Origin of the sequence: Loktanella sp. DJP18 (assembly GCF_049310965.1) — a bacterium.
GTDB lineage: Bacteria > Pseudomonadota > Alphaproteobacteria > Rhodobacterales > Rhodobacteraceae > Loktanella.
This window is the reverse complement of record NZ_JBMERN010000045.1, coordinates 20,590-29,951: the sequence shown is the minus strand read 5'-3', so window position 1 is coordinate 29,951 and position 9,362 is coordinate 20,590. Positions and strand designations below refer to the sequence as shown.

Sequence of the window (9,362 nt, the reverse complement as noted above, 5' to 3'; positions counted from 1 at the left end):
CTTCATCTGCTCTTCGCTCAATCCATTCTCAAAGGCTTCGATGGCCGCCTCGAGGTTCTTCGGTAGTCCAGCCGCCTTCTTCAACGCGGACCGCTGTTCTGCGCCGAACGACACGAATTGGAGCGCGATCGGTAGGCGCTTCTCGAGGCCGTATTGGGCGCCGAACTCCTTTTTGAGAAGGTCATTGAAGTTCAGTGCACAGGACTGGAGCTTGGCGCCGAGGGCATCGTCAATCCTGCTCGTCGAGCGGTGTTCGATCTCGTGCCGGATCTCAACCAGGAACTTGAGGTTCTTCGCGACACCTGCCTTCGCAGGGCATTTGCCTTGTTTCAGGCAGTGTGTCAGGTCCCAATACTTGTCGGCACCTTCTTTTGTCTTCTGGCCTTGGTATCGATAGTCGATCCCCTGGCGCTTGAACCATGCGTGTAGGAGGTAGGTCCAGGCGATGATCGAGGTGACAATGAAGAGCTCCGCGCGAAACGTCAGTCCGGCGCTGTTGAACGTCTGGACAGCGGCGATCATGGCCTCCCTTGCTTTGATCAAAAGTTCATCCCCGCGGACGCTGAGGCCGGTTTCATGGTCGATGTCTGGCCAAGTCGCGAGAAATGCGTCCAGGTCCTCGTCACTCGCAGGCTTGACGCTCTTGTGCTTCGCCTGCCCACGGATCTCGCTGATCAGCCGGTGGTTCACGGAGCGGGTCGGGCGGGTGAAATAGGCGAGAATGTCCTGGTCGTTCGTGAAAGGCGTGCCGCGGGCGATCATGCTTTTCACGATAGCGACTTCCCAGTTCTCCAGGGTGTTCCCTCGCCGACGATTCTTCTTCGGCTTCTCGTTGTCGTCGCTGTCTGTCATTCCGCACCTCTCCAGCGATCACTAACAGGCCCCGAATTGCCCACAAAGCGCTGATTTGCATGTTGCCTTGGCGGGATCACCAACCGCACCACTTCAGACAAGACATGCGCCGAACTTGAGGAAAAGGCCTGATGACTGCGTGCTGCGACGGTCCGCCTCGGCGGCGAGATCACGTTTCACAAAATCCCTTGCGCGGATTGAGATCAATACCACGGCGAGCGACTAAAGAATATTGCGGACCGTCTTACCGATTCCGAGTGCCCCACCCGCAACAGATCGCTCCTCGGTGAGTGCCAGTATACCACCCGTGCCACATGCCGGTTCGTAAACCTGTCGAATGATGCACCAGCCGGTAGTTGCATCGGAGTTGCACCAAATTTCCAACCATTTTTAAGCCCTTTGGTGCCCCATGTTTTCGTCAATCCAGGTTCAGTCCTGCCGAGATGGCGTGGTCCCTGCTAATCCTGAGAATTTTGAATTGCATTCGCAGGATTAGCAACCGACCAGCGCCGCATACGACCTGAACGTTCAAAATTGTTCGAATTCTTCTTGTTCTCGCTTTGGACCCCGAACGTGGGGAGTAAATCCATCACGGAAAAGGAGAACGGACCATGGCCGAAGATCGATACCTGACTGTAGATGACGTGGCAGCGGTGATGAGGAAACACCCCAGAACAATCCGCGACTGGATCGTTGCGGGCTGTGTGACCGAACGCGGTCGCATCCATCTGGATGCGACGAAGGTGGGAAAGTCCTGGCTGATACATCCCGAATGGCTGGAGCTCTTCGAGCATCGAATCCGCCCCGCGAGGAGGGCGGATCTCGATCTCGAGTAAGCGCCCGGCATCCGGAAAAGGACAAACAATGTCGCTGCAAGACCAGATACGCCACCACCTCGAAACCTCCGGTCAAACGATGCGGGCGCTGTCCATGCAGGCAGGGCACAATCCAAAAGCCGTTTCGGATATTTTGAACCGACCGGGCCACCGCCCGGACCGGCGCACAGTCGAGTCCCTCGGCGATGCCATGGATATTTCCCTGCCCGATCCGACGCCGCCCATGACCTATACCCAGTTGATTGCTCGCCTTTCCAAGAAAACCGGCGACACGGTCGTTGATCACCGGAACGCAAGGCTCGTGTCGCGCCTGAAGAAAGTAATAAGCGCCGCACGATGGGTCCCCGAAACCGAACAGGTGGACCGCGCCAAAGTTATCAAGTGCTTCGCGCAGTGGTCTCCTGCGACCCTCGAACTCTCTAAGGGTAGTTTTCATAACTACAAGACCGACGTCCTGGCCGCGATCAAGACGGGCTGTGGCAGCAACCGGAAGCCGGGCATCCGCGATGTCTCCGGGCTCTACCGGGAAGTTCATAAAGCCATCCAGAATTCGGATCTGCCCCAAGACATGAAATTGATCTCAGGCTCGTTCCTCCACTTTCTGGATCGAGCGGGCCTGCTTCCGAACGAGATCACTCAGTCCCTGCTGGAGAAATATTATCGCCAGCGCTGTGCAGATGGAAACAAAACTGATGCCGTCTGCCTCAAGCACGTCAAGCGCGTTGCCGCCCTTTGCACCCGCCTTTCCTCGGACCTCGCATTTACGGAGTTTCAGTTCCCCGCGGTGGATCATCCCTTCGATGACGGAAGGGACAAATATGGTGTGCCAACTTCTTTGCTGGGAGGGTTCCTTGAAGAATTCGACGGTCCGATCACCCGGTGGGTCAGGGGCGAGGAGTCACGTGACGGGCTTTCCTATGAAGAATTTCTGATCGCACTCGACAATAACGAACCGAAACGTCCTGTGACCGGCAAACGGGCCCTGCTGAAGCCAAGTCGAAACGGGCCAAAAAAGACCGAGGAAGAACGTCGGTCCGCCGGTTTCCTCGTCGAGGATGAGACGTGGTCGAGTAATACGATTAAGAACCGCCGAGGCATATTGATCGCTGGAGCAAAGGCGCTTTATGCGGCCACCGGATACCTGATCGAGACCGTTGAGGAATACACCGATCCGGAAGTGATCGAGGGCGTTCTCGAGGCCGTGCGGGATGCAAACAGCGAGGGCGATTTCGCAAGTAGCTACGCCTCGACGCTCGGAAAGGCCGTTAAGAAAATCGCGCGTGATTACGTTCATCGGGATGAAAAGCAAATCGACGAGATCGTGGAGACCATCCGGGACCATGCCGCTGGCGGCAAGGGGATTACGAGGCGCAATAAGAACAAGCTCCGCCAAATTATCGGGGGAAGACAGCAACGGTTGATCGATCTGGGGGAAATCCTCATTGATGAGGTCAATACCGAGTTGGACCGGCGGGTTCGCAGGAAGCGCGGCGTGAAGCGCCTCGACCAAATCGACACGGAACTGGCCCGCGATGTCATGTGCGTGCTGGCGAGTGATATCCTGCTCGCCAGAGCACCGCGCAAGGCCAATCTTACCTGGGCCAAACTCTCTTGGATTTCATGGCGCGGCGATTTGGCGACAATCACAGTGCCGAATGTCGAGGTAAAGATGCGCACCAATGACGATCCGGATCTGCCCATTCCTCTGGGCGAAAATGAATCGTGCCGACTGCGGTTGTATCTCGACAAGATCCGGCCGAAGGCGCTTCGCACAGGTGACGATCTCAACCCCTTCCTGTTCCCCGCACAAGGTTCGAGCGTCGACCGGGACCAGCCCTTTGTCGGTCTGCTGGAGCGGCTCATGCGGCATACAAGACGGGTCACAGGTATCCGGATGAACCCGCATCTCTACAGGCATTTTCTTGGGTGGCTTTGGCTCAAAGAAGACCCAGACCGGTTGCCGGATGTGCAGCGGCTTCTCGGGCACAAGAGCCTGGAGACGACCCTCGCGTTCTATGCCGAGATCGATGAGACTCTCGCCCTCAATCGCTGGCAGGCATATCTCGCGAACAAAAAATCGCGACAGCCCAATGGCTTCAAAAAGAAAGGAATTCTATGAAACGATATCTCACAACTGGGCCGACCTTTGTGCCCGGTTCCCTTGTCCAAGGAGGTCCTGATCGAGTGGACTTTCAGGCAGACAAGCGCGCCCATGTGCAACGCAACCTCGGGCACAAGAGGGTTGAAGCGACGCTCGCATTCTACACTGAGATCAATGAAAATTCTGGGATCAACAGCTGGCAGGCATACCTGGCGGACCAGAAGTCGCGACAGCCCAAAGGCTTCAAAAAGAAAGAACAATGATGAAACGGGATATCGAAAGCCGGCCGTTCCCAGCCTCAGCCTGCTATTTTCATGCAGTCCGTGCTGCCCTGACGGCGGAGCGGCCGGATCTCGATCCGGACCCGGTCCTGCATGAACTCCGGGCTTTTTCGGCCTGGAGGGGCGCGGACCGTCCGCTTGCGCTTCCTCCCACGCGCCATGAGGTGGAGGGCTACCTAACGGAATGTTCGACGCTGCACGGCGGCCAGCTCGCTGCTTTCAAGCTGCACCGCGTCCAGACGGCGGCTCCAACCCTCTGGGGCATGCCCTATGCGTCCATGATTGCCATCATCCGCCGGCAGCGCCAGCGTGCCTTCAAGGCGAAAAGGAGGTCGAAAACGGAATCCCTGCTCGCTTTGATCGGGCGTCTCCCGGATGAATGGCAAGCCGGGCTGGTTGTGAGGATGGGTTCCGAGCCAGGAAACCGGAAGCTCAAGTGGAGCGCAGATCATCTGAACTCCGTCACGCACGCGCTGCTGCGCTGGCTTGCGTGGTGCGAAGGCTCGGGGCAAGACATCAGGCCCGCGGGCATGACCTTTCATGCCTACGCCTGCGATCTGAGCGAGGAGGGCGTCTCGACGCGCAGCGCAAGTGACTACCTCGGGCGCATCCTGTCGGGATATTGCACCGCTTGCGATCCAGGGTTCGCCAGCGTGGCCTGCGAACATGTCATTTCCCGGCTCAACGCCCGTGGAAAAGTCGAAGGGCGGCCGACGAAGACCGGCGAACAGCTGGTTGGCGCATCGACGATCTTCGACCTTGGAATGGAGATCATCGAGAACGCCCGCGCCCTCGGGCCAAGAGATCTTTTTGCAGCCCGCGATTATCGCAATGGCCTTCTCCTCGCCATGGCTGCGGCAGTGCCTCAACGGGCGCGGGCATTGTCGCATTTCGATATTGGCCGGACCGTCATGCTCCTTGAACGGCCGTGCCTCCATATCAGGCTTCCTGGCAGCGCGCTGAAACTTCGGGAACACCAGAAGGAGCATGCCGGATACGACCGGGTCCTGGAGAACCCAATCCTCTGGGATGCCGTCGACGAATACAACCGGATGTTCCGTCCTCTGTTCGATGACGGTAGCGCGATGTTCCCAAGCATTCTGGAGGTCGGTGCAAGAGTCTCGGCCGCGCGACTGGGCTGCCTCGTGGGCAACCTCACCCATGCGCATCTCGGGGTCCGTGTCAGCGTGCATCGCGTCCGGGACAACGTGGCCACTGAGGCATCGGAAGAGCTTGTCGGAGGCGGTTACATCGCGCCCGTTCTGCTCGACCACCGGAATCCGGCAACCACGATGGCGAGCTATGACCACGCTCAGGGCGTCCGCGCCGCCCGGGATCATGTGGAGTTCGTCGCCTCTCGGCGCTCGTATTCGTCCACCTTGCGCCTTTGAAAAGGATATCGGTTCCTCCTCCGTCCGCCGCTGCAACTCGCTGAAAACATGTTCATTTTCCTGATGTGTTGAAGAGGGGTCCATTCCATCCGCACGGGGTGGGATCAGCCCGTCTTCAACAATTTCCCGGTATTACTTCAACCGCCGCTGGCCGCCGTGCGAAAATGCGCTTGCGATCAACAACGATCGCACGCCGCCTTGAAGCACAAGGCGGCATGCGCGCGGCTCTCACGCGTTCGGGTTGAGCATGTATGCCCTGCGGCGCGGCCTGTCGTCGACGACCGTCCCGTCCGGGAGTTTCGCGATCCAGTCGTGCTGGACGAGGATGGCCAAGGCCATGTCCATCGTCTGTCTTCTGCGAGTCGGGACGGGGCCGGTTTGCAAAATCCTCTCGGTCGCAAAACCCTCTCCAGCGGTGAGATTGCTTTTGAGCCAGTCCAGAAGCTTCTGAGCATGGCTGACCGCATCGTCATTTGTCCCGGCGATGCAGAGATACTTGAACTGCTGGAGGTGGTATTTCACGAGCCCGCAGGCGCTTGTCATCGTGGCCTCGGAAATCTCGGTGGCCTCAGGGTCCTCAAAGAGTGTCATCAGGGCTGCAAGACGACAGGCATGTTCGGGCGCCTTGGCCGCAAAACTGCTGATATCAGCCGCCCACCCTCCGCGACCCAATTCGAGTTCGACAGCATCGTGAAACGCCACGCATTGCTTGAATGCGCCGGCAGAAAGCTTGAGCGTCCTCTCGCTCGGATCTTCCAGATTATCGCGCAGGGCCTTCGCCGTGGCCTCCTGAAACTTGTCGACGATGGCGTCGTCAGACGCGTCGCTGGGCCGGTAGCGCCGTTTGCCCATGTTGCTTTCCGGCCAGGCCGGCAGCATGCGGGCGAGGATGCCTTGCCCGAGCATGAACTCGTTCCCGAACGACTGGCGGATTAGGTTAGGCTGGAACATCAGGTTCAGCGTCGTAGATGTGGAGGGGACAAATCCGTCGCCCTCCTGCGTCACGCGCGGCCGGATGAAATAGGCGCCGTCCCAGAACTTCGAAATGATCCCGCAGGTCAGAGCCTGTTTTTCCTGCGACATCGAATGACCACCAAAGAAGGTGGCAGCTTCGTCCGAGAACCACCCAAGGAATCCGGCTCCGGAAGAGATCGCTTTGAATGCACCTTCGATGGTCGGTTCAGTGACAAGGAAATTTGGGCAAACCGGCCGCGGCGGTTTGGCCTCATCGCGCTCCAGTGTCTTGATCGTCTGCTCATGCTCTTTGATGAGCTGGGCAAACTCATCCCGCAGCTTCAGAACGGTCCGATTGACACCGCCCATCGCCCAGCCGTCCGTAGCGCTCTTTCTCTCACCAGAGAGCGCAACAAGGACGAAAAAGCACGTCGCGTTCGCGGTCGAGCTCAGTGTCTGCACTTTGACACGGCTGGCGAAGGTCAAAGAGACGACTGCCAGCACAGATTGCGCAGCGATTGCCTCGGGGGCTTGGGTCTTTTTTGTGATCGCCGCGACCACCTCTCGAAGACCCGTGCTCAGGCAGTTCAACGGGTAGGGCGTCGGTGGTGGCTCGGCATGCGGCAGCGGTGAGGGCTGGCCCCACTCCAGGGCGCTTTCGCCCCTGGGCAGCACGATGCGGGTCGTGCCCTTCGCCCTGCGGCTGACCGCGGGTGGCTGTGCTGACCCTCCCCAGAAGCGCTGCACTGACTTGTCGATGATCTTCTTGAACACGGGCGTTTCTCCTGTCTGCTCTGTGTTCCCGGTAGATCGGTCGATGTCGTTTACGGCGGAAACGCATGGAAGCAGGGAAATGCGGTGAGAGGCGAAGTTTTTGGTAGGCCATAGCACAAGTCGGGTAGGGGCGCTCCGGACCGGCAATTTGATCCGTCTCTCCTATGTGGGAGCCGGATCAAAATGCCGGTCCAGTTCACCGACAGAAAGGAAGGAACAGCAATCGATGGAACAGGCATCAATAAAGAACGGGGCGTTGCGAAGTGAGACGGAAATCGTCGAGGTCGATCTGCGGATTAAAAGGGAAGAACGACAACAGGCACAGGCAATGGGATCGACCACTTCTTGACCCGCGCATGACGCGGACACAATTCGGAGCCCAACATGAAATTCGACCCCAAAACCACCTTCACTCCTGCCGAGCCGCAGGAGTTTTCTGCCGATCCGATCTGCACCTTCGTTTCAGCACATTATGAGGGACTGTGGCACGCGGCCCGTCTCCTTGGCGGCTACGAAGCCGCCCGCCTTGTCGATCGCTGCCAGGATCTCCTGGTGCTGGACGGTCGACTGACATCCCGCACCCGTCTCATGCTGGGCCAAGTTCTTGCAATCCTGTCGCTCGAGACGGTCGACGATCCGGCATTACCTTACATGGGATATTTTGCCGTCATCGATCCTTTCGATCCAGTCGTTGAGGAAATCTGTCTGCTGACCGACGGATTGCGGGATGTGTTGGAGCGCCCCGCGAGTGACGCTGCGCGAGCACCTGAAATTCGAGCAGCTTAGGTCTGCGCGGACATGACTGCCGCTTCGCTGCGGCAGTCGCTTGACGGCACCAGTTAGATGGTCGGCCATCGGGTCGACGCTGCGTGCCAGGAGACCAGCAATGAACAAAGTCATGAATGATGGCACGGCCGCGTTTGCCGCACTCGACGCCCGGGATTTCTTCCGGCGACATGGCAACACTTTGGCGGAGGTCCTGGACGCGATTGCAGGCAACCGAGGTGTCGATCTCTACTGCGAGGCTGATCGCCTCCTCGACAGCCTGAGCCCCGATCCCGTTCGCGTCGGAAGGGCCGTCCGGAAGATGCGCGATCTCCTCGCCGCCGCGCCTACGCCCGAAGATCGTCATGCAGCGTCGCTGCGCTGGCACGGCGCACGGCTGAACGATCTCGTCAGCGCGTTGCCGCAGTGATCAAGCCGGCCCTGGTCGATCGACCAGGGCCACAACCACGCCCGACACGAGCCGCCACCACACGGTGGTCAGGCATCCCAGCAGACACATGGCGAGGATCAGCCCATGCAAATCGACCTGACAATGATCGCAATTACCCAAAATCTCGAAACCCAGGATCTCGAAGCCTACTACGGCCTCAATTTTCTCTGGGCGACTCCGCCATCGGAACCGGGGAGCTGCGATGAGGTTGTCGAATTCTATACGATGACTCTCATCAGGCTGCTCGACGTCGTGAAAGGTCTGTCCGCCCATGGACAGCTGACATTCATGGCGCGATCCCGAGGCCTCTTGCCTGCGCACGACGGAGATTGCCAGGACGGTCTACTCGGGAGGTATCCCGATGCCGCGTGACAGCCGATTCCTGACGCTGATCCTTCGGCACCGCCCCGATCTGATCGGGATCGAATTGGACAAGGCCGGATGGGCAGACATCGGTCAGCTCCTGCGAGCTCTGAAACGTCATGGTCGATCGCTCTCCCGGACACAACTCGAGGAAATCGTTTTTGCCGACAACAAGACGCGGTTCACCGTGTCGCCCGACGGAACGCGCATTCGTGCGGCCCAAGGCCATTCGCTGCCGCTGGACCTCGGTCTCTCGCCAATGCTTCCGCCAGTCACGCTTTACCACGGCACGGCGCGACACTCCCTCGACGCGATCTTCGCAGAAGGTTTGTTGCCGGGGAGGCGGCAGTTTGTCCACCTCAGCAAGGATGTCGTGACCGCTGTTACGGTGGGTGCCCGACACGGCAAGGCCGTCGTGCTCACGGTGAACTGCGCCGCCATGGCAGCGGAGGGCCATGCTTTCGTCCGGGCTGACAATGGCGTCTGGCTGACGTCAGCGGTTCCCGCACGATTTCTTGGCTTTGCACCAACCTGAGCGGAGAGCATGGGCCGTGATCTTCCTCCAGATCACAGGTGCTCATACCTCCAATCACG

Annotated in this window: 11 protein-coding genes; 9 read left to right on the top strand and 2 right to left on the bottom strand. The window is 59.0% G+C overall.

Annotation, left to right across the window (positions count from 1 at the left end; genetic code table 11):
• A partial coding sequence (locus ACOI1H_RS13765) for a DUF3644 domain-containing protein (protein ID WP_422438273.1) occupies positions 1–852 on the bottom strand: 852 nt, incomplete at its 3' end.
• 611 nt (positions 853–1,463) lie between these two features.
• On the opposite strand from ACOI1H_RS13765, the gene ACOI1H_RS13760 reads away from it, so the two are divergent.
• From ACOI1H_RS13760 to ACOI1H_RS13745, 4 genes are read left to right on the top strand one after another with little or no spacing between them, the layout of a single operon-like run.
• The gene (locus ACOI1H_RS13760; protein WP_422438272.1) at positions 1,464–1,688 is read left to right on the top strand and encodes a helix-turn-helix domain-containing protein; all 225 of its coding nucleotides are present in this window, start codon (positions 1,464–1,466) and stop codon (positions 1,686–1,688) included.
• A gap of 28 nt (positions 1,689–1,716) precedes the next feature.
• Positions 1,717–3,807 (top strand): site-specific integrase, encoded by a 2,091-nt coding sequence (locus tag ACOI1H_RS13755; protein WP_422438271.1) that lies wholly within the window; start codon positions 1,717–1,719, stop codon positions 3,805–3,807.
• Positions 3,804–4,052, top strand: coding sequence for a hypothetical protein (locus tag ACOI1H_RS13750; RefSeq protein ID WP_422438270.1), 249 nt, complete (start codon positions 3,804–3,806; stop codon positions 4,050–4,052). The genes ACOI1H_RS13755 and ACOI1H_RS13750 overlap by 4 nt, the downstream gene beginning before the upstream one ends.
• Positions 4,049–5,461 carry a hypothetical protein gene (locus tag ACOI1H_RS13745; protein WP_422438269.1) on the top strand — a complete coding sequence of 471 codons (1,413 nt, stop codon included), beginning with the start codon at positions 4,049–4,051 and terminating at the stop codon, positions 5,459–5,461. The genes ACOI1H_RS13750 and ACOI1H_RS13745 overlap by 4 nt, the downstream gene beginning before the upstream one ends.
• 228 nt (positions 5,462–5,689) lie before the next feature.
• Here the strand turns inward: ACOI1H_RS13745 and ACOI1H_RS13740 are convergent, their stop codons facing one another.
• On the bottom strand, positions 5,690–7,189 hold the full coding sequence (locus ACOI1H_RS13740) for a DUF3987 domain-containing protein (RefSeq protein WP_422438268.1): 1,500 nt from the start codon (positions 7,187–7,189) through the stop codon (positions 5,690–5,692).
• Between the two features lie 226 nt (positions 7,190–7,415).
• Between ACOI1H_RS13740 and ACOI1H_RS13735 the strand changes: the two genes are divergently transcribed.
• From ACOI1H_RS13735 to ACOI1H_RS13715, 5 genes are all read left to right on the top strand, one after another.
• A complete protein-coding gene (locus ACOI1H_RS13735; protein ID WP_422438266.1) occupies positions 7,416–7,538 on the top strand; it encodes a hypothetical protein in 123 nt (40 codons plus the stop codon).
• 35 nt (positions 7,539–7,573) lie between these two features.
• Complete coding sequence (locus ACOI1H_RS13730) at positions 7,574–7,975, top strand: hypothetical protein (protein WP_422438265.1); 402 nt, start codon at positions 7,574–7,576, stop codon at positions 7,973–7,975.
• A 100-nt stretch (positions 7,976–8,075) separates the two neighbouring features.
• A complete protein-coding gene (locus ACOI1H_RS13725) occupies positions 8,076–8,384 on the top strand; it encodes a hypothetical protein (protein ID WP_422438263.1) in 309 nt (102 codons plus the stop codon).
• Positions 8,385–8,489: 105 nt separating this feature from the next.
• Positions 8,490–8,777 (top strand): hypothetical protein, encoded by a 288-nt coding sequence (locus ACOI1H_RS13720; RefSeq protein ID WP_422438262.1) that lies wholly within the window; start codon positions 8,490–8,492, stop codon positions 8,775–8,777.
• Positions 8,767–9,303 (top strand): RNA 2'-phosphotransferase, encoded by a 537-nt coding sequence (locus ACOI1H_RS13715; protein ID WP_422438260.1) that lies wholly within the window; start codon positions 8,767–8,769, stop codon positions 9,301–9,303. Before ACOI1H_RS13720 ends, ACOI1H_RS13715 begins: the two co-directional genes overlap by 11 nt.
• The last annotated feature ends 59 nt before the right edge of the window (positions 9,304–9,362 follow it).